Annotated in this window: 17 protein-coding genes and 1 pseudogene; 13 read left to right on the forward strand and 5 right to left on the reverse strand. The window is 65.4% G+C overall.

What is annotated here, in order from left to right; all coding sequences use genetic code 11:
* The first annotated feature begins 1 nt into the window (after nucleotide 1).
* The 6 genes from PO768_RS08760 (at nucleotide 2) to PO768_RS08785 (ending at nucleotide 4,465) form a co-directional block, all read left to right on the forward strand.
* On the forward strand, nucleotides 2-433 hold the full coding sequence (locus PO768_RS08760; RefSeq protein ID WP_269840862.1) for an acyl-CoA thioesterase: 432 nt from the start codon (nucleotides 2-4) through the stop codon (nucleotides 431-433).
* The gene (locus PO768_RS08765) at nucleotides 430-837 is read left to right on the forward strand and encodes a RidA family protein (RefSeq protein ID WP_272645748.1); all 408 of its coding nucleotides are present in this window, start codon (nucleotides 430-432) and stop codon (nucleotides 835-837) included. The genes PO768_RS08760 and PO768_RS08765 overlap by 4 nt, the downstream gene beginning before the upstream one ends.
* A 40-nt stretch (nucleotides 838-877) precedes the next feature.
* Entirely contained in the window at nucleotides 878-2,053 is a 1,176-nt protein-coding gene (locus tag PO768_RS08770) for an acyl-CoA dehydrogenase (RefSeq protein WP_262967988.1), read from the forward strand.
* 259 nt (nucleotides 2,054-2,312) lie between these two features.
* The gene (locus tag PO768_RS08775; protein ID WP_272645749.1) at nucleotides 2,313-3,869 is read left to right on the forward strand and encodes a restriction endonuclease; all 1,557 of its coding nucleotides are present in this window, start codon (nucleotides 2,313-2,315) and stop codon (nucleotides 3,867-3,869) included.
* A 45-nt stretch (nucleotides 3,870-3,914) separates the two neighbouring features.
* Nucleotides 3,915-4,175: an addiction module protein gene (locus tag PO768_RS08780; protein ID WP_137942288.1), complete on the forward strand. Its 261-nt coding sequence runs from the start codon at nucleotides 3,915-3,917 to the stop codon at nucleotides 4,173-4,175.
* Nucleotides 4,172-4,465 (forward strand): type II toxin-antitoxin system RelE/ParE family toxin, encoded by a 294-nt coding sequence (locus PO768_RS08785; RefSeq protein ID WP_272645750.1) that lies wholly within the window; start codon nucleotides 4,172-4,174, stop codon nucleotides 4,463-4,465. Before PO768_RS08780 ends, PO768_RS08785 begins: the two co-directional genes overlap by 4 nt.
* A 30-nt stretch (nucleotides 4,466-4,495) precedes the next feature.
* Here PO768_RS08785 and PO768_RS08790 read toward each other — a convergent pair whose 3' ends face one another.
* The gene (locus tag PO768_RS08790; RefSeq protein ID WP_272645751.1) at nucleotides 4,496-5,155 is read right to left on the reverse strand and encodes a C40 family peptidase; all 660 of its coding nucleotides are present in this window, start codon (nucleotides 5,153-5,155) and stop codon (nucleotides 4,496-4,498) included.
* A 347-nt stretch (nucleotides 5,156-5,502) separates the two neighbouring features.
* Between PO768_RS08790 and PO768_RS08795 the strand changes: the two genes are divergently transcribed.
* From PO768_RS08795 to PO768_RS08805, 3 genes are all read left to right on the forward strand, one after another.
* On the forward strand, nucleotides 5,503-7,488 hold the full coding sequence (locus PO768_RS08795; RefSeq protein WP_272645752.1) for a M3 family metallopeptidase: 1,986 nt from the start codon (nucleotides 5,503-5,505) through the stop codon (nucleotides 7,486-7,488).
* 81 nt (nucleotides 7,489-7,569) lie between these two features.
* Nucleotides 7,570-8,994 carry a multidrug transporter subunit MdtD gene (mdtD, locus tag PO768_RS08800; protein WP_272645753.1) on the forward strand — a complete coding sequence of 475 codons (1,425 nt, stop codon included), beginning with the start codon at nucleotides 7,570-7,572 and terminating at the stop codon, nucleotides 8,992-8,994.
* Nucleotides 8,995-9,052: 58 nt separating this feature from the next.
* On the forward strand, nucleotides 9,053-9,469 hold the full coding sequence (locus PO768_RS08805) for a YidB family protein (protein WP_262967996.1): 417 nt from the start codon (nucleotides 9,053-9,055) through the stop codon (nucleotides 9,467-9,469).
* A 4-nt stretch (nucleotides 9,470-9,473) separates the two neighbouring features.
* Here PO768_RS08805 and PO768_RS08810 read toward each other — a convergent pair whose 3' ends face one another.
* The 4 genes from PO768_RS08810 to PO768_RS08825 form a co-directional block, all read right to left on the reverse strand.
* Nucleotides 9,474-10,316: an HAD family hydrolase gene (locus tag PO768_RS08810; protein ID WP_272645754.1), complete on the reverse strand. Its 843-nt coding sequence runs from the start codon at nucleotides 10,314-10,316 to the stop codon at nucleotides 9,474-9,476.
* Entirely contained in the window at nucleotides 10,313-12,028 is a 1,716-nt protein-coding gene (locus PO768_RS08815; protein ID WP_272645755.1) for a PhoH family protein, read from the reverse strand. The genes PO768_RS08810 and PO768_RS08815 overlap by 4 nt, the downstream gene beginning before the upstream one ends.
* Nucleotides 12,029-12,290: 262 nt before the next feature.
* Nucleotides 12,291-12,770 carry a peroxiredoxin gene (locus PO768_RS08820; RefSeq protein WP_137942299.1) on the reverse strand — a complete coding sequence of 160 codons (480 nt, stop codon included), beginning with the start codon at nucleotides 12,768-12,770 and terminating at the stop codon, nucleotides 12,291-12,293.
* A gap of 116 nt (nucleotides 12,771-12,886) precedes the next feature.
* Complete coding sequence (locus PO768_RS08825; RefSeq protein WP_262967999.1) at nucleotides 12,887-13,264, reverse strand: Mth938-like domain-containing protein; 378 nt, start codon at nucleotides 13,262-13,264, stop codon at nucleotides 12,887-12,889.
* Nucleotides 13,265-13,353: 89 nt separating this feature from the next.
* On the opposite strand from PO768_RS08825, the gene PO768_RS08830 reads away from it, so the two are divergent.
* The 4 genes and pseudogenes from PO768_RS08830 to PO768_RS08845 all read left to right on the forward strand — a co-directional run.
* On the forward strand, nucleotides 13,354-14,580 hold the full coding sequence (locus tag PO768_RS08830; protein ID WP_272645756.1) for a pyridoxal phosphate-dependent aminotransferase: 1,227 nt from the start codon (nucleotides 13,354-13,356) through the stop codon (nucleotides 14,578-14,580).
* Between the two features lie 29 nt (nucleotides 14,581-14,609).
* On the forward strand, nucleotides 14,610-15,920 hold the full coding sequence (locus tag PO768_RS08835; protein WP_272645757.1) for a homoserine dehydrogenase: 1,311 nt from the start codon (nucleotides 14,610-14,612) through the stop codon (nucleotides 15,918-15,920).
* A complete protein-coding gene (gene thrC, locus PO768_RS08840) occupies nucleotides 15,920-17,323 on the forward strand; it encodes a threonine synthase (RefSeq protein ID WP_272645758.1) in 1,404 nt (467 codons plus the stop codon). Before PO768_RS08835 ends, thrC begins: the two co-directional genes overlap by 1 nt.
* Nucleotides 17,316-17,828, forward strand: a pseudogene (locus PO768_RS08845) (molybdopterin molybdenumtransferase MoeA); the annotation flags it as partial. The gene thrC and the pseudogene PO768_RS08845, both read left to right, overlap by 8 nt.

Below are 17,828 nucleotides of genomic sequence, written 5' to 3' on the forward strand. Positions count from 1 at the left end.
AATGACAAACGCCTGTGTGTTCGAGCGGCAGGAACTGGTGCGCTTCGGCCATTGCGACCCGGCCGGCATCGTGTTCTATCCGCGCTACTTCGAGATGCTAAATGCGCTGGTCGAGGACTGGTTCACCCAGGGTCTGGGCGTCGACTATGCACAGCTGCTGGGGCCGCGCCGCGTCGGTATGCCGACCGTGCATCTGAGCAGCGATTTCAAGCGCATCAGCCGCATGGGCGATGTGCTGACGCAGCGCATCGCGATTCAGAAGCTGGGCCGCAGCTCGCTGAGCCTGGCCATTTCCTTCGACGGGCCCGACGGCCAGCGTGTGGCCTTCGAGCAGGTGCTGGTCTGCACCTCGCTGGACACGCATCAGTCCACCCCTTTTCCCGATGATTTGCGCGCCGCGCTGGAGCGAGCCGCAGGAGACAAGAAACCATGACGAAGCAAATCCTTCAACCCGCCGGCTGGGCCGCGCCGCGCGGTTATGCCAATGGTGTGGCGGCCATGGGCCGGCAGATTTTCGTCGCCGGCCAGATCGGCTGGAACGGCCAGTGCCAGTTCGAGAGCGACGACTTCATCGCCCAGGTGCGCCAGACCCTGCTGAACATCAAGGCCGTGCTGGCCGAGGCCGGCGCAGGCCCCGAGCACATCACCCGGATGACCTGGTATCTGCTGGACAAGCGCGAGTACCTCGCGCGCGGCCGTGAGGTGGGCCAGGCCTACCGCGAGGTTCTGGGCCAGGAATACGGGATCGCGATGAGCGCGGTGCAGGTGGCCGGGCTGATGGAGGACCGTGCGAAGGTTGAAATCGAGGTGACAGCGGTGTTGCCTGTGCAGGGCTAGGATGGCCCCGAGTTTTTGTAGTATCTAAAGGAGACTGACCATGGCCAAGGCCCAATTTCACTGGGACGACCCGCTCTTGCTGGAGCAGCAACTGACGGACGACGAACGCGCGGTGCGCGACGCCGCCCGCGCCTACTGCCAGGACAGCCTGGCGCCGCGCGTGCTGGAGGCCTTCCGCCACGAGAAGACCGATGCCGGCATCTTCCGCGAGATGGGCGAGCTGGGCCTCTTGGGCCCGACCATTCCCGAGCAGTACGGCGGCGCCGGCCTGAACTATGTCTGCTATGGCCTGGTGGCCCGCGAGGTCGAGCGCGTCGACTCCGGCTACCGCTCGATGATGAGTGTGCAGAGCTCGCTGGTGATGGTGCCGATCAACGAGTTCGGCTCCGAGGCCACCAAGCAGAAATACCTGCCCAAGCTGGCCAGCGGCGAGTGGATCGGTTGCTTCGGCCTGACCGAGCCCAACCATGGCTCGGACCCCGGTTCGATGATCACGCGGGCCAAGAAGGTCGACGGCGGTTACTCGCTCAGCGGCGCCAAGATGTGGATCACCAACAGCCCGATCGCCGATGTCTTCGTCGTCTGGGCCAAGGATGATGGCGGCCAGATCCGGGGCTTTGTGCTGGAGAAGGGCTGGAAGGGCCTGAGCGCGCCGGCCATCCACGGCAAGGTGGGCCTGCGCGCCTCGATCACCGGCGAGATCGTGATGGACGAGGTGTTCTGCCCCGAGGAGAACGCCTTCCCCGAGGTGCGCGGCCTGAAGGGCCCGTTCACCTGCCTGAACAGCGCGCGCTACGGCATCGCCTGGGGCGCCCTCGGCGCCGCCGAGGACTGCTGGATGAAGGCCCGCCAGTACACGCTGGACCGCAAGCAGTTCGGCAAGCCGCTGGCCGCGAACCAGCTGGTGCAGAAGAAGCTGGCCGATATGCAGACCGAGATCACGCTGGGCCTGCAGGGCTGCCTGCGCCTGGGCCGCATGAAGGACGAGGGCACGGCTGCGGTGGAGATCACCTCGATCATGAAGCGCAACAGCTGCGGCAAGGCCCTGGACATCGCCCGCGTCGCCCGCGACATGCTGGGCGGCAACGGCATCTCCGACGAGTTCGGCATTGCCCGCCATCTGGTCAATCTAGAGGTGGTCAACACCTACGAGGGCACGCATGACATCCATGCGCTGATACTCGGTCGGGCGATGACGGGGATTGCGGCGTTCTGAGGAGGCGGCATCTCACCTGGGTGAGGGCAGGGTCGAGGCTCATCGGGGAGATAGGGGCAGGTCTTGATTGCAGATGAAAGACCTGATCCTGCGCACCTGCTCAGCCCTGCGGCCTGAGGGCTTGCGCCTAAGGATGAACTGCGATTGACGCGCCGGCCCGGCGCACATCCAATGTACTTTTGCGCTGACGGCGGCAAGGAGCTACGGGATGGGACGCAGGTCGGGAGTAGAGGGGTTTCTGCGCGCGGCTGGTCGCGCCATGGCTGCGGCCGAGCGCGAACGCAAGCGCTCAGTCCGTGCAGCGGCGACGCAGGGGCGGCAGGTCGAGCGTCAGCAGCGAATGGCACTAGCGCAGCAGTCACGCGAGGATGCTACGGCTGCTAAGCAGGCGAAAGCCCAGTACCTGCAAGATCGCCAAGGCGAAGTTGACGATCTCAACGCCGAGGTGAAGGAGCGGATCGACGCGATCCAGAGCATCCTGGCCCATACCCTCGGTACGGATGATCGGATCAGTTTCGAGTCTCTGCGGATCCGCACCCGGTTCGCGGCTTTCAAGCTGCCAACGGAGCTAACTCCAGCGACGCCCTCTCAGGAGCGTGCTGTGCCGCCGCTTTCGTGGGCTCAGAAACTTGTGCCTGGAGCGGCATCACGTCAGGCTCGATTGATCGAGCAGGCACGGTCTGAGCACCAAGCTGACCTGGCCAGTTTTCATCGTGCCGAGGCCGTCAAGCAGGCAGAGGCCGCCAAGGCCAGGGATGATCATGAGCGACGCAAGGCCGAGTTCGAAGCGGATCAGCAGCGTCGCAATGCTGAAGTCGACGAATTCGAGGCGGACTACTTGTCCAAGGAGCCCGAGGCGATCGTGGCTTACAACGAGATGGTGCTCACGCGCTCGGAGTACCCGGAGGAAGGGTTTCCACAGGGCTTTCGCCTGGCATACAACCCAGCGGCGTCCGAGTTGGTCGTCGAATACGAGCTTCCCCTGGTGTCTGTAGTTCCCGCCGAAGCCGAGTACCGCTACGTCAAGTCTCGTGATGTGATCGAGGCGAAGGACCGAAAAGCTTCGGAGACCAAGCAGCTTTACCAGGACTTGGTCGCAGCGGTAACGCTGCGCACACTGCATGAGCTCTTCGAGGCGGACCAAGCTCAGGCGCTGAACCTGGTCACCTTCACCGGTATCCTGGACACGATTGACCCGGCGAATGGCCGTGAGGTGCGCGTGCCGGTGGTCTCGGTGCGTGCCACCAAAGCCGAGTTTGAGCACATCCGCCTGGATAAGGTGGACAAGATTGCCTGCCTGCGCAACCTGGGTGCACAGGTTTCGAGTCGCCCGGACGAACTCCAGGCGGTCAAGCCTATTGTCGAATTCAACATGGTCGACAAGCGCTTTATCGAACAAGGCGACGCACTCTCTGGGCTGGAGTCACGCCCGAATCTGATGGACCTCACGCCGAGCGAATTTGAAATCCTGGTGTCGAACCTGTTTGGCAAGATGGGGCTGGAGACCAAGCTCACGCGCTCTTCGCGCGATGGCGGCGTTGATGCTGTCGCCTTCGATACACGGCCGGTACTGGGCGGCAAGGTGGTGATCCAAGCCAAACGCTACAGGGACACGGTCGGCGTCAGCGCGGTGAGGGATCTGTACGGCACGATGCTCAACGAAGGTGCCAGCAAAGGCATCCTTGTCTGCACAAGTGGCTATGGCGTCGATGCGTACAACTTTTCCAAAGACAAGCCGCTTGAGCTGATCGATGGTGGCGGATTGTTGTACCTGCTGCGTGAGCATGCGGGGACTCATGCCCGCATTGCCATCTAGACTGCGTGTGTGGAGGCGGCCAAGTTGGCTTCGTCCTCTTGTGGCATGCTTGAGACCGTCACCAGCTTGAAGAGTCTTGTCATGCCTATCCCAGTCGATGTTCTTGAAGCGGAGCTGCTGAGTCTGCCTCAGGCAGATCGTTCCCGGATTGTGGACAGGCTGCTTGCCAGCCTCGGTCATGACCGTGAGTGGGAGGAGGCTTGGGCTGACGAGGCTGATCAGCGCGAGGCGCGGATCGACAATGGCCAAGCGAGCTGGGTTGATGGGCCGGAAGCGCTATCTCGGATTCGTGCCACGCTGAAGTGAACTATCTCCTCACGCCGGAGGCCGAAGCCGAACTGGCAAGCGCGGTGGCGTTCTGTGTTCGGCAGTTCAGCACGGCTACTGCTGAGGATTTTCTCAGGACCTTCGAGTCGAAGCTGCGTCTGATTGCCGATTTCCCCGGCTTGGGTACAGCGACCTCCAAAGGGCGACGTTTGTTTCCGATCGGGCGGTATCCCTTCTCCATCCTGTACCGAGCGGAAGAGGGCGTGGTACGCATCAGCGCCATCGCTCACCACAGCAGGCGACCGGGGTACTGGAAGGCAAGGACCTAGCCCAGGTGCACGGCCAGCGCTCGCGCAGCCTCAGTTCAGCGACGGCGTGTTGGCGTTGCCGCCGGCATCAGCAGCGCTGCCCAGGTCGGCCCGCCGCGCACCGGTGAATCGCTTGGCCCAGTAGGCCTCGCGCATGTCCTCCACCCGCACCTTCTGGCCGGAGCGTGGTGCGTGGATGAACTTGCCTTCGCCGACATAGATGCCGACATGGGAGAAGGTGCGGCGCATGGTGTTGAAGAACACCAGGTCGCCGGGCTTGAGTTCGGTCTTCTTGACCGGGGCCAGGCTGGAGAGCTTGGCCTGCTCGTCGGCGCGGCGCGGCAGCACCAGGCCCACGCTCATCTCGAAGATGTGGCGGGTGAAGCCGCTGCAATCGAAACCGCTTTCGGCCGAGTTGCCGCCGCGCTTGTAGGGCACGCCGAGAAAATTCATCGAGGCCAGCACCAGGTCCGAGGCCTTGTCGCGCACCTGGTCCAGCAGGCCGCCGCTCTCGACCGAGACCTGGCCCAGCAGGCCGCGTTCCTGCAGGAAGCGGCTGACGGCGTCGCCCGCCGGCTGCGAGGCGGCCGGGGCCGGGGCTTGCGGCAAGGCCTGACCCTGGGCCGCAGCGACGGCCAGCAGCAGACCGCAGGCCGTCAAGAGGCGCTGCCATCGGGTGCTGTGAGGGGGGCGGCGGCTGGCGTCGAACATGGATGTCGGCGCGCAGCTTATGGGGGGGCTGTCAAAGGTGTCAAGCGAGAAGGGCAGTGCTCACGGGTAAGCCCGGGGGCGTTTCAGTGCAAAGTCGGTACTAACCCGGATTGGACCACAGCTTTGCTGGCAATCCCCCTGTGCGCGGGCTTGCGCTGGCGCAAGCATTGGTAACTTGTGCATCGGCTGTGATTGAAGTCGCGCCTGCCAACTGTTCCGAGACGCGCCGAGTCCGCGCTTGGCCCCCTCGACCTCGTGCTTCATCGCATCACTGCGTCAACCGGGCGGCCAAGGCTGCACAATCCGCGCGCGCCGCCATCGCGGCCACAGTCAATGGAGATGACCGCATGAAGCTTCACAAGACTTGCTTGCTGGCCGCCGGCCTGCTGGCCCTGAGCGCCTCGGCGCAGACCCCTCAGGCCACGGGCCTGCCCGGCCCGGCCTTCCCGCAGTACAAGAACGCTGCCCAGATCAAGACGGCCTGCGACAAGGGCCTGAGCGCGGCCCGCCAGCGCCTGTCCGGCCTGGAGCGCCGCAAGGTCGATGCCGGCTGGCTGGCCGCCTACGATGACTTCTATGCCTTCATCGAGGACACCCAGTACCCGATCGAATTCGTGCTCAACGTCCATCCCGACAAGCCGGTGCGCGAGGCGGCGCAGGCCTGCTCGCTGCGCTGGGCCGATTTCAGCTCCAGCTACGGCCAGAACGAGAAGATCTACCGGGCCTTGAAGTCCGCGCCCGCCGCCGATGCGATCGACCGCGAGCTGGTGCGGGTGGGCCTGGGCGGCTTCGAGGACGGCGGCGTGGCCCTGCCGCCCGCGCAGCGCAAGCGCGCCAAGCAGATCCTCGACAAGCTCAGCGAGCTGAACCAGAACTTCGAGAAGAACATCCGCGATGCCGGCGTCAAGGTGGCGTTCACCGAGGCCGAGCTGAAGGGTGTGCCCGAGGGCGTGTGGAAGAGCGCGCCGCGCGATGCCGAGGGCCGCATCGTGCTGGGTGTCGACTACCCGAGCTATGGCCCGGTGCTGCAGAGCGCCGACAGCGCAGCGGCGCGCGAGCGCATGTGGCGGGCCAAGACCAATGAGGGCGGGGCGGCCAATCTGAAGCTGCTGGCCGAGATCATCCAGGCGCGGCACGAGTACGCGAAGCTGTTCGGCTTCACGAACTATGTGGACTTCAATCTGCGCCGCAAGATGGCCAAGGACGCGGCCACCGCCTGGAAGTTCCTCGACGAGGTCAAGAGCACGGTCACCGAGGGCGAGCGCGCCGACCTGCTGGAGCTGCGCGCCGCCAAGGCCGAGCAACTGGGCAGCGCGCCCGAGGCGACCACGGTGCAGCGCTGGGACGCCAGCTACTACAGCGAGCGCATCCGCCAGCAGCGCTACAGCGTCGACCAGGAGGCCTTCCGCCAGTACTTCCCGCCCCAGGAGAGTCTGCTGTTCACGATGCGCATCGTCGAGAAGATGATGGGCGTGCGCTACACGCCGGTGAAGGCTCAGCTCTGGCACCCCGAGGTGCAGGCCTTTGCGGTCAGCGACGCGGCCACCGGCAAGGCGCTGGCGACCATGTATGTGGACCTCTACCCGCGCGAGGGCAAGTACAACCATGCGGCGGTCTGGCCGCTGCGCTCCAGCGCGACCCGCCTGGGCCGCACGCCGACCGCGGCGCTGGTGGTCAATTTCGACCGCAAGGGCCTGACCCTGGACGAGGTCGAGACCCTGCTGCACGAGCTGGGCCATGCGGTGCACAACAATCTGTCGGAGACCCGCTATGCCAGCCAGGGCGGCACCTCGGTGATGCATGACTTCGTCGAGGCGCCGTCGCAGATGCTGGAAGACTGGGTCTATGACAAGCAGGTGCTCAAGCTGATGGCCGAGGTCTGCGCGAGCTGCAAGCCGGTGCCGGACGCGCTGGTCGACAAGGCCCAGGCGGCCAAGGACTTTGCCAAGGGCTCGCAGTATGGCCGCCAGCATCTGTATGCCGGCTACGACCTGGCCCTGCACGGCCCGGACGTGCCCGAGCCGATGGCGCTGTGGGCCAAGATGGAAGGCGCGACGCCGCTGGGCCATGTGGCGGGCACGATGTTCCCGGCCGGCTTCGGCCATGTGGCCGGCGGCTACGGCGCCGGCTACTACGGCTATCTGTGGAGCCTGGTGCTGGCGATGGATCTGCGCACCGAGTTCAAGGCCGACAAGCTCAACCCCGAGACCGGCCGTCGCTACCGCGACATCGTGCTGGGCAATGGCGGCCAGAAGCCCGCGCCGGAGCTGGTCCATGAGTTCCTGAAGCGCGAGCCCAACGCCAAGGCCTTCTTCGACTATCTGCGCAAGTAGCAAGCACGTCGCGTTCGCTGCTCGCAACGCCCGCCCCGGCCCCGCCGGTGCGGGCGTTTGTTTTTGTCGATACTCGGGGCCATGCCCGAGAACGCCGAACGCATCACCCTGGACCCGGCCACGCGCCGTTATCTGCCCTGGCTGGTGGCGCTGGCCTTCTTCATGCAGACGCTGGACACGACCATCCTGAACACGGCGCTGCCGGGTATGGCGGCCGATCTGGGCGAGAACCCGCTGCGCATGCAGTCGGCCGTGGTCGCCTATATGCTGACCGTGGCACTGCTGATCCCGGCCTCGGGCTGGCTGGCGGACCGCTTCGGCACGCGCCGGCTCTTCATCTGGGCCATCGTGCTGTTCAGCCTGGGCTCGCTGGCCTGCGCGCTGAGCCCTTCGCTGCGGGTGCTGGTGGCGGCGCGGGTGCTGCAAGGGGTCGGTGGCGCGCTCTTGGTGCCGGTCGGGCGGCTGGCGGTGCTGCGCGCGTTTCCGAAGGAGGAGTTCCTGCCGGTGATGACCTTCATCGCCTTGCCGGGCCTGATCGGGCCGCTGATCGGCCCGGCGCTCGGCGGCCTGCTGGTGCAGTACGCCAGCTGGCACTGGATCTTTCTGATCAATCTGCCGGTCGGGGCGCTGGGTGTGGCGGCCAGCCTGCGCTATATGCCCCAGCTCAGGAGCGCAGCGCCCGGCCGCTTCGACTGGAGTGGCTTTGTGCTGTTCAGCCTCGGGCTGATGCTGTTGTCGGTCGGGCTGCAGGGTTTCGGCGAGCATGTGATCAGCGTCGCGGTCAGCATCGTGCTGGTGGTGGCCGGCATGGCCAGCATGATGGCTTACTGGCTGCATGCGGCGCGTGCGCCGGCGCCGCTGTTCAATATGCGGCTGTTCGCGATCCCGACCTACCGCATCGGGCTGATCGGCAATGTGTTCGCCCGCCTTGGCAGCGGCGCCACGCCCTTTCTGACGCCGATGTTTCTGCAGCTGGGCCTGGGCTTTTCGCCCAGCGTGGCCGGGCTGTCGATGATTCCGACGGTGCTCGGCGCGATGCTGACCAAGACCGTCGCGATCAAGCTGATACGCCGGGCCGGCTACCGCCGCGTGCTGGTCGTCAACACGGTGCTGCTGGGCCTGATGATCGCGAGCTTTGCCCTGGTCGACCGCGACACCTCGCACCTCTGGTTGGCCCTGCATCTGGGCCTGTTCGGCATGGTCAACAGCATGCAGTTCACCGCGATGAACACCTTGACCCTGGGCGACCTCGACGCGCAGACCGCCAGCAGCGGCAACAGCCTGCTGTCGGTGGTGATGCAGCTGTCGATGAGTCTGGGCGTGGCCACCTCCAGCGCCTTCCTGCTGCTCTATTCCGGGGCCGAGCGCAGTGCGGATCTGCTGCTGGCCTTCCAGGCCACCTATCTGTCGATCGGCGTGATGGCGGCGCTGGCGGCCTTCATCTTTGCCCAGCTGCGTCGCCACGAGGGTGTGACCGATGCCGGCGACACGATGGGGCAGGAATAGTCACGCGCTTCGTCCACAATTGCTGCGCGGCGGATCGCGCCGCGCTGTGGGAGCAATCATGGGCTTGATGGATTCTTTGCTGGGCGCGGCCCAGCAGGCCTTGAACGGTCAGCAAGGGCAGGGCGGCGTCGACTGGGTCAGCCTGATCGGCACGCTGCTGGCCAATCAGGGCTCGGGCCAGGGCGGGCTGGCCGGCATCCTGCAGCAGCTGCAGGCCGCCGGCCTGGGCGAGCAGGTGCAGAGCTGGGTCTCGACCGGCGCCAATCTGCCGGTCTCGGGCGAACAGCTGGGCTCGGCCCTGGGCGGCGATCTGCTGGGCCAGCTGGCCGGCCAGGCCGGCGTCTCCACCAGCGAGGCCGGTGCGCAGCTGAGCCAGTGGCTGCCGCAAATCGTCGACCAGCTGACGCCCAATGGCCAGCTGCCCAGCGGCGGCGTGGATCTGGGCGGGCTGCTGGGGCAGTTGCTGCGCCGCTGAGCACTCAGCGGCTGCGCCGCCAGTCGGTCTCGATGAAGCGCAGCACGCTGTCCTCGTGGTGGGGGCCTATCACCGCATGGGCCTCCTGCTTGACCTCGGCGATCGCGTTCTCGACCGCGATGCCGCGATGTGCGGCACGCAGCATGGTGATGTCGTTGACCTGGTCGCCGAACACGACGATCTCGCGCTCGTGCAGGCTGTAGCGCTGGGCCAGGGTCTTGATCGCCTGGTCCTTGGTCGCGCGCCGGTCATGCAGGGTCAGCCAGGGCCAGCCGGGGCGGTAGAGGTCATCGGCCAGATGGATGTCGATCGCGTCACCGGCCAGGGCCTGGATCTCGGCCATCAGCGCCCGCATCGGCGCCTCGCGCTCGATCAGAATCATCGTCACCACCGGGTCGACCAGCTCGGCGCCGATATTGTCGGTGTGGCGCAACCGCGGGTCGCCGTTGTGCTGGCGCTGCTCGACGAAGTCCAGCTGGGCTTCGTTGTGCACCGACTGCCAGAACAGGCGGTCGCCGCGCGGCCCGTAGGTGGCCGCAAAAGGCATGAAGCCGCGCCTGCGCATCAGCGCGAAGATGGCCTGGGCCAGGGCCGGGTCCATCGCATGGACCAGCTCATGCTGGCCGCTGCTCATCTCGCTGATATAGGCGCCGTTGGCCGAGATCACCGGCAGGCGCAGCGGCAGGTTACCAAGGATGCGGGCGATCGACGAGACATGGCGGGCGCTGGCCACCGTGAAGGACAGGCCCTCGTCCAGCAGCCGGACCAGGCCGGCGCGGGTGAACGCGGACAGCTCGGCCTGCGGGTTCAGCAGCGTGCCGTCCAGATCCGAAACATACAGCGTCACAGGACCTCGGAAGCGAAATCGGCCAGACGCGAGCGTTCGCCACGCGCCAGCGTGATGTGGCCGCTGTGGCCCCAGCCCTTGAAGCGGTCAACGGCAAAGGTCAGGCCCGAGCTGCCCTCGGTCAGATAAGGCGTGTCGATCTGGGCCAGATTGCCCAGGCAGACGATCTTGGTGCCGGGGCCGGCACGGGTGATCAGGGTCTTCATCTGCTTGGGGGTCAGGTTTTGCGCCTCGTCGATGATGACGAACTTGTTCAGGAAGGTGCGGCCGCGCATGAAGTTCAGGCTCTTGATCTTGATCTTGCTGCGCACCAGGTCATTGGTGGCGGCGCGGCCCCACTCGCCGGAGCTGCTGTCGCCGCGCGCCAGCACTTCCAGGTTGTCGTCCAGCGCACCCATCCACGGGCCCATCTTCTCTTCCTCGTTGCCGGGCAGGAAGCCGATGTCCTCGCCGACCGGCACGGTCACGCGGGTCACGATGATCTCGGAGTAGCGGCGCTCGTCCAGCACCTGCTGCAGTCCGGCGGCCAGTGTCATCAGGGTCTTGCCGGTGCCGGCGGTACCGGTCAGCGTGATGAAGTCGCAGTCCGGGTCCATCAAGAGGTTCAGCGCGAAGTTCTGCTCGCGGTTACGCGCGGTCACGCCCCAGACCGAGTTCTTCTGGTGGCCGTAGTCCTTCAGGGTGCGCAGCACGGCGCTCTTGCCGGTGATCTCGGTGACCTTGGCATACAGCGGCGCGGCGCCGGGGGCTTCCAGATAGATGAACTCGTTGATCAGCAGCGAGGGCACCAGCGGACCGCTGATGCGGTAGTAGGTGATGCCGCCTTGCTGCCAGCTCTCCATGGTCTTGCCATGGCGGTCCCAGAAGTCGGCCGGCAGCGCCTGCACGCCGGTGTAGAGCAGGTCCGAGTCTTCCAGCGTCTTGTCGTTGCGATAGTCCTCGGCGGGCAGGCCCAGCGCGCGGGCCTTGATGCGCATATTGATGTCCTTGGACACCAGCACCACCTCGCGGCCGGGCTGCTGGCGCTGCAGTGCCTGCACCACGCCGAGGATCTGATTGTCCGCCTTGCCCTGCGGCAGGCCTTGCGGCAGCGGCGTGTCGATCAGCCCGGTCTGGAAGAACAGCTTGCCACCGGCCTCGCGGTGGCCGGTGTGGTCCAGCGGCAGGCCCTGGGCCATTTCTTCCAGCGTGCTGCTTTGCAGGCTGGCGGCCAGCGCATCGAGGTCGCGGCTGACCTGGCGCACATTGCGGGCCACTTCGGTCATGCCCTTCTTGTGACCGTCCAGCTCTTCGAGCGTGATCATCGGCAGATAGATGTCGTGCTCCTCGAAGCGGAACAGGCACATCGGGTCGTGCATCAGCACATTGGTGTCCAGCACGAAGAGCTTGGCCGGGCCGGCGATACGCGGCTTGGCGGCGGCCTTGGGCTTGGCGGCTTTTTGCGAGACCGGCGCCGGGCTGGGCGTGACCAGGGCCAGGCTGGGCTGCGGGCTCGGCGCGACGGCCGGCGCCTGCTTCCTGGCCGCAGACTTGGTCGGCGCTCTGTTCTGCGCCTTGGTCGAGGATGCAACGACGCTGGGAGCGGCCACCGTCTCTATCGCCGCAGCGCGGCTGGGAATCGTTTGGGGTGTTTTGCTGACCGCCAGCGTGGAGGCAAAGGCGGAGGGCTCGAGGAGGCTGGCGCGTTTGGTCGGAGGCTTGGGCAGTGGCATGAGGTGTGGAGCAGGCCGCGTTTACGGTCTGGAGGTCAAAGGCAAAAGATAGATGTCCGGGCCGAAAAAGCAAAAAGCCGCACAGGCTGCTGTGCGGCTTTGGGGGGATCTGGCTGCGTGGCTACCGGGCATGGAAGCCATTATGCACAAAGCCTCATGACGGCCGAGGCAGGTGCTGCAGCGCGGCAAAGATGCAACAAAGCCGGCCAGAAAGACTCTCCGGGCCGGCTTCGCGTGGATACTGCAGAGCTCGCCGGAAGGTTCAGGCGGCTTCCTTCTTGAAGGACTTGACGGCCTTCAGCACCTCGTCGACATGGCCGGCGACCTTGATGCCGCGCCACTCGGCACGCAACACGCCGGCGGCGTCGATCAGGAAGGTCGAGCGCTCGATGCCCTTGACCTTCTTGCCGTACATGATCTTGTTCTTGACCACGCCGAACATATGGCAGAGCTTCTCTTCGGTGTCGGCGATCAGCTCGAAGGGCAGTTCCAGGTTCTGCTTGAACTTGTCGTGTGACACCATATTGTCGCGCGACACGCCCAGCACCACGGCGCCGGCCTTGACGAAGTCCTTGTGGCGGTCACGGAACTGCATCGCTTCGGTGGTGCAACCCGGCGTGTTGTCCTTCGGGTAGAAGTACAGCACCACGGCTTGACCGAGAAAGGCTTGCGGTGTGAACTTCACGCCGCCGGTGGCAAGAGCTTCAATGTCCGGGAGAGGTTTGTTGAGCGCTGGCGTCATGTGGCGTTCTGTAAAGATGTGTGCCCGGGTGGGCATAGCCGCCAATTATACGTTGAACCGCAAGCCCTCTTGTCGCCACTGAGGGGGATTGCCAGCATAGCGGGTTTGGCCGCCTCTCAGGGGCGTTCTATCAACAAGGCGGCCAGGACCGTGCGACTTTCACTGGCCAGCACGTTGTAAGTGCGGCACGCCGCGGCCAGATCCATGGTTTCGACGCCGATGCGCGCGGCAATCAGGCTGCGGTAGAGCGACGGGCGGGCAAAACGGATCCTGGCACCGCTGCCGAAGATCACCAGCTCGGGCTTGAGCGCCAGGATCTGTTCGAAATGCGCTTCGCTCAGATCCTCGAAGCGCGCCAGGCCCCAGGCCTGCACCTCGCCGCGCCAGGGCACCAGCAGGCTCTCGCCATGCTGCTGGCCATTGACCCAGACGTTCTGGCCGTCGTGGCGGGAGATGCTGTTGCCGCCTTGCGGCTCATCAAGTTGGAACTTCATGCTGTTGTGCGGGCACTGTCGGCCGGGGCGGGTGCAAACCCTGTGTTTAAATTCTACGTTTGCAGCCCCAAGCCCCCAGGAGTCCCGTCTTGAAGCCCATCGCCAAGTCCAGCAAGCTGGCCAATGTCTGCTACGACATCCGCGGACCCGTGCTCGACAAGGCGCGCCAGATGCAGGAAGAGGGCCAGAAGATCATCCAGCTGAATATCGGCAATATCGCCGCCTTCGGCCTGGAACCGCCGGACGAGATCGTCCAGGACATGATACGCAACCTGCCCGCTGCGGCCGGCTACACCGACTCCAAGGGCCTGTTCGCGCCGCGCAAATCGGTGGTGCATTACTGCCAGGAAAAGCAGATCCATGGCGTCACGGTCGACGATGTCTATCTGGGCAACGGCGCCTCCGAGCTGATCGTGATGGCGCTGAACGCCTTGCTGGACAACGGCGACGAGGTGCTGCTGCCGGCGCCCGACTACCCGCTCTACACCGCTGCGGTGGCGCTGTCGGGTGGCAATCCTGTGCACTACATCTGCGACGAGAGCAGCGACTGGTTCCCCGACATCGCCGACATCAAGGCCAAGATCACACCCAACACCAAGGCCATCGTCGTCATCAACCCGAACAACCCGACCGGGGCCTTGTATCCGATCGAGCTGCTGAAGGAAATCGTCGAGATCGCCCGTCAGCACCAGCTGATCATCATGGCCGACGAGATCTACGACAAGACGCTGTACGACGGCACCGTCCACACCAGCATCGCCTCGCTGGCCGACGATGTGCTGTGCCTGACCTTCAACGGCCTGTCGAAGAACTACCGCGCCTGCGGCTACCGGGCCGGCTGGATGGTGGTCTCGGGCGAGACGCGCCATGCCAAGGACTACATCACCGGTCTGAACATGCTGGCCTCGATGCGCTTGTGCGCCAACACGCCGGGCCAGTTGGCGATCCAGACGGCCTTGGGCGGCTATCAGAGCATCAAGGACCTGGTCGCACCGAGCGGCCGGCTGTGCCGCCAGCGCGATCTCGCCTACGAGCTGCTGAGCCAGATTCCCGGCGTCAGCGTCGTCAAGCCGAAAGCGGCGCTTTACATGTTCCCCCGCCTGGACCCCAAGATCTATCCGATCGAGGACGACCAACAGTTCGCCTACGAGCTGCTGGCCGAGGAAAAGGTGCTGATCGTGCAAGGGACGGGCTTCAACTGGACAGCCCCCGATCACTTCCGCCTCGTGTTCCTGCCCAATTCCGACGACCTGAAGGAAGCGGTGGGCCGCATCGAGCGTTTCCTGGCGCATTACCGCAAGCGTGCCGGGCGTTGAACGAACCTAATCCAGAATTGAGATACCAGATGAAAGCGATCAAAGTCGGCCTCTTGGGCATTGGCACCGTGGGCAGCGGCACCTTCAATGTGTTGCGCCGCAACCAGGAAGAGATTCGCGGCCGCGCCGGCCGTGGCATCGAGATTGCCATGGTGGCCGACCTCGATGTGGCACGCGCCAAGAGCATCGTCGGCGACAGCATCGAAGTGGTCGATGATGCGCGCAAGGTCATCGCCAACCCCGAGATCGACATCGTCATCGAGCTGATCGGCGGCTACGGTGTGGCCAAGGCCCTGGTGCTGGAGGCGATTGCCGCCGGCAAGCATGTGGTCACGGCCAACAAGGCCTTGCTGGCCGTGCATGGCACCGAGATCTTTGCCGCCGCGCACGCCAAGGGCGTGATCGTCGCCTTCGAGGCGGCCGTGGCCGGCGGCATTCCCATCATCAAGGCGCTGCGCGAAGGCCTGACCGCCAACCGCATCGAGTGGATCGCCGGCATCATCAACGGCACGACCAATTTCATTCTGTCGGAGATGCGCTCCAAGGGCCTGGACTTCGGCGTGGTGCTGAAGGAAGCGCAGCGCCTGGGCTATGCCGAGGCCGACCCGACCTTCGACATCGAGGGCGTGGACGCCGCGCACAAGGCGACGATCATGAGCGCGATCGCCTTCGGCATCCCGGTGCAGTTCGACAAGGCGCACGTCGAGGGCATCACCAAGCTGCAGGCCGCCGACATCAAGTACGCCGAGCAACTGGGTTACCGCATCAAGCTCTTGGGCATCACCCGCCGCCGTGACAACGGGATCGAACTGCGCGTGCATCCGACGCTGATCCCGACGAATCGCCTGATCGCCAATGTCGAAGGCGCGATGAATGCCGTGGTGGTGCAGGGTGATGCCGTCGGCACCACGCTGTACTACGGCAAGGGCGCCGGTTCCGAGCCCACCGCCTCGGCCGTGATCGCCGATCTGGTGGATATCACCCGGCTGCACACCGCCGACCCCGAGCACCGCGTGCCGCATCTGGCCTTCCGCCCCGATGCGATGAACGACACGCCCATCCTGGCCATGGACGAGGTGCAGACCGCCTTCTATCTGCGCCTGTGCGTGGCCGACCAGGCCGGTGTGCTGTCCAGCATCACCACCATCCTGGCCGAGAACGACATCTCGATTGACGCCGTGCTGCAGCGGGAATCGGCCGAGGGTGAGAAGCAGACCGACCTGATCATCCTGACCCACGACACCGTCGAGGGCCGGATGAACAAGGCCCTGGCTCAGATGCAGGCGCTGACGACCGTGCTGGCGCCCATCGTGCGCATCCGCAAAGAGGAACTCGCCTGATGAAGTACATCAGCACCCGTGGCGACCTGAATGACAAATCCAGCGAGCGCCGCTTTTGCGAGATCCTGCTGGAGGGCCTGGCGCCCGATGGCGGGCTCTATCTGCCCGTGCAATATCCGAAGGTCGATGACGCGACGCTGACGAAGTGGCGCGGCCTGGCCTATGCCGATCTGGCCTTCGAGATCCTGTCGCTGTACATCGATGACATCCCGGCAGAGGACCTGCGCGCGATCACGCGCCGCACCTATACCGAGGCCGTGTTCGGCACCCCGCAGATCACGCCGCTCAAAGCCCTGGAGCCGGGTCTGGCGCTGCAGGCCCTGTCCAACGGCCCGACCTTGGCCTTCAAGGACATGGCGATGCAACTGCTGGGCCAGTTCTTCGAGTACGAGCTGGGCCGGCGCGGCGAGACGCTCAACATCCTGGGCGCCACCTCGGGCGACACCGGCAGCGCGGCCGAGTATGCGATGCGCGGCAAGGCCGGCGTCAATGTCTTCATGCTCTCGCCGCACGGCCGCATGAGCCCCTTCCAGCAGGCCCAGATGTTCAGCCTGCAGGACGCCAATATCCACAATATCGCCGTCGAAGGCGTGTTCGATGACTGCCAGGACATCGTCAAGGCGGTGTCCAACGACCTGGACTTCAAGCGTCGTCACAAGATCGGCACCGTCAACTCGATCAACTGGGCGCGCCTGCTGGCCCAGGTCGTCTACTACTTCGCCGGCTATCTCCAGGCCACGACGAGCAACGAGCAGAAAGTCAGCTTCACCGTGCCCTCGGGCAATTTCGGCAATGTCTGCGCCGGCCATGTGGCGCGCATGATGGGCCTGCCGATCGCGCAGCTGGTGGTGGCGACCAACGAGAACGATGTGCTGGACGAGTTCTTCCGCACCGGCGTCTACCGCCCGCGCGGCACGGCCGACACGCACGAGACCTCCAGCCCGTCTATGGACATCTCCAAGGCCAGCAACTTCGAGCGTTTTGTGTTCGATCTGCTGGGCCGCGATGGCGCGCGGGTCCAGGCCTTGTTCGGTGCCGGTGGTTTTGATCTCAACGCCCAGGAGAAGGCCCATATCGCCGACTTCGGTTTCGTCTCCGGCTCCAGTCGACACGCCGACCGTCTGGCGACGATACGCCTGTGCCACCAGCGCTACGGCCAGCTGATCGACACCCATACGGCCGACGGCCTGAAGGTGGCGCTCGAACATCGCCAGCCCGGCATCACGATGCTGGTGCTGGAGACCGCGCTGCCGGCCAAGTTCGCTGCCACCATCCGCGAGGCGCTGGACATCGAACCGCCACGTCCGGCCGGTCTCGAGAACATCGAGGCCTTGCCCAAGCGCGTCACGGTGATGCCGGTCGATACCGGAGCCGTCAAAGCTTTCATCCAAGCCCATGTCTGAAGCCATGCGTCCCGCGCTGCAAAGCCTGGCCGAGGCACTGCAGCGCCTGCTGGGCGCGGTCGAGCCGCTGGCTGCGGTCGACACGCTGCCGACCGCCGAGGCCCTGGGCCGCGTGCTGGCCGCCGATGTGGTCTCGGCCCTGGACGTGCCGCCGGCCGACAACACCAGCATGGACGGCTATGCGCTGCGCGCCGCCGATGTGGCAAGACCTGGCACGGTGCTGCCGGTCGCGCAGCGGGTGCCGGCCGGCGTGGTCGGCGCGGTCCATCAGCCCGGTACGGCCGCGCGCATCTTCACCGGTGCGCAGATCCCGCTGGGCGCCGATGCGGTGGTGATGCAGGAGCAGTGCGAGGCCGTGCCCGGTGAAGGTCTGGCTGCGGTGCGTGTCAACGCTGAAGTCAAGGCCGGCCAATGGATACGCCGCCGTGGCGAGGATGTGCAGCAGGGCAGCACGGTGCTGGCCGCCGGCCACCGGCTCGACGCAGCGGCGCTGGGCCTGGCGGCC

This window comes from Paucibacter sp. XJ19-41, from assembly GCF_028462495.1.
Lineage (GTDB): Bacteria > Pseudomonadota > Gammaproteobacteria > Burkholderiales > Burkholderiaceae_C > Roseateles_E.

Coding starts and splice junctions, on each gene's coding strand:
- PO768_RS08760 (WP_269840862.1), top strand. CDS start 2: ATGACAAACGCCTGTGTGTTCGAGCGGCAGGAACTGGTGCGCTTCGGC.
- PO768_RS08765 (WP_272645748.1), top strand. CDS start 430: ATGACGAAGCAAATCCTTCAACCCGCCGGCTGGGCCGCGCCGCGCGGT.
- PO768_RS08770 (WP_262967988.1), top strand. CDS start 878: ATGGCCAAGGCCCAATTTCACTGGGACGACCCGCTCTTGCTGGAGCAG.
- PO768_RS08775 (WP_272645749.1), top strand. CDS start 2,313: ATGGCTGCGGCCGAGCGCGAACGCAAGCGCTCAGTCCGTGCAGCGGCG.
- PO768_RS08780 (WP_137942288.1), top strand. CDS start 3,915: ATGCTTGAGACCGTCACCAGCTTGAAGAGTCTTGTCATGCCTATCCCA.
- PO768_RS08790 (WP_272645751.1), bottom strand. CDS start 5,155: ATGTTCGACGCCAGCCGCCGCCCCCCTCACAGCACCCGATGGCAGCGC.
- PO768_RS08795 (WP_272645752.1), top strand. CDS start 5,503: ATGAAGCTTCACAAGACTTGCTTGCTGGCCGCCGGCCTGCTGGCCCTG.
- mdtD (WP_272645753.1), top strand. CDS start 7,570: ATGCCCGAGAACGCCGAACGCATCACCCTGGACCCGGCCACGCGCCGT.
- PO768_RS08805 (WP_262967996.1), top strand. CDS start 9,053: ATGGGCTTGATGGATTCTTTGCTGGGCGCGGCCCAGCAGGCCTTGAAC.
- PO768_RS08815 (WP_272645755.1), bottom strand. CDS start 12,028: ATGCCACTGCCCAAGCCTCCGACCAAACGCGCCAGCCTCCTCGAGCCC.
- PO768_RS08820 (WP_137942299.1), bottom strand. CDS start 12,770: ATGACGCCAGCGCTCAACAAACCTCTCCCGGACATTGAAGCTCTTGCC.
- PO768_RS08825 (WP_262967999.1), bottom strand. CDS start 13,264: ATGAAGTTCCAACTTGATGAGCCGCAAGGCGGCAACAGCATCTCCCGC.
- PO768_RS08835 (WP_272645757.1), top strand. CDS start 14,610: ATGAAAGCGATCAAAGTCGGCCTCTTGGGCATTGGCACCGTGGGCAGC.
- thrC (WP_272645758.1), top strand. CDS start 15,920: ATGAAGTACATCAGCACCCGTGGCGACCTGAATGACAAATCCAGCGAG.